Here is a 685-nt window from a genome sequence, read left to right on the forward strand (position 1 = left end):
CCTGACATTAACTTTAATATATTTAAAAATTAGAGTGTAAAATATTCATGTTTTAGCCTGTTCCTTTTTTCTGCAAGTCTGTTAGAATCTTCCGCGAACTTTATTTACCCTAAATAAAGACAATCATATATGGATTTATGAAAATGAAAAAACTAATCGCAGTAGCAGCTCTATCTTTACTTCCTTTCTCAAACGCAATGGCTGACCAAGATATTGGTTGTGGTCTTGGTTCTATGTTATTTGCTGGTCAGCAAGGTAAAGGCGTTAAAATTTTAGGCGCTACAACAAATGGTACATCTGGTAACCAAACTTTTGGTATCACTTTTGGTACTCTTGGTTGTGATGGTACTGGTACAGTAACTTCTTCAGAAAAAATCGCTTTATTCATTGACGGTAACATGGAGCAACTTGCTCGTGATATGTCAAAAGGTGAAGGCGAAACTTTAGCTACTCTAGCTGAAGCTTGGGGTGTTGCAGATCAAGATAAAGCAGCGTTCAATAAGCTTGCTCAAGCACAGTTCTCTTCAGTATTTACTTCTGAAAACGTGACTTCACAAACAGTTTTAGAAAACCTAAACACTGTTCTTGCAAGTAACGCACAACTTGCTTCTTATACTCTTTCTTAATCAGCTAAATTAGCCGGTTTTATACGTATAAATAAAGCCGCTGGAGTATTTCTCTAGCG

General features: G+C 36.5%; 1 protein-coding gene. It reads left to right on the forward strand.

The features are described 5' to 3' along the window. Window positions 1–143: 143 nt before the first annotated feature. Entirely contained in the window at window positions 144–626 is a 483-nt protein-coding gene (locus GQR46_RS20300) for a DUF3015 domain-containing protein (RefSeq protein WP_024589733.1), read from the forward strand. Window positions 627–685: the final 59 nt, after the last annotated feature.

This window comes from Pseudoalteromonas sp. Z1A6 (assembly GCF_011378745.1).
In the GTDB taxonomy this organism is placed as follows: domain Bacteria; phylum Pseudomonadota; class Gammaproteobacteria; order Enterobacterales; family Alteromonadaceae; genus Pseudoalteromonas; species Pseudoalteromonas arctica.

What these genes read in the sequence shown, in the direction of transcription:
- GQR46_RS20300 (WP_024589733.1), top strand. Translation starts at nt 144, where the DNA reads ATGAAAAAACTAATCGCAGTAGCAGCTCTATCTTTACTTCCTTTCTCA.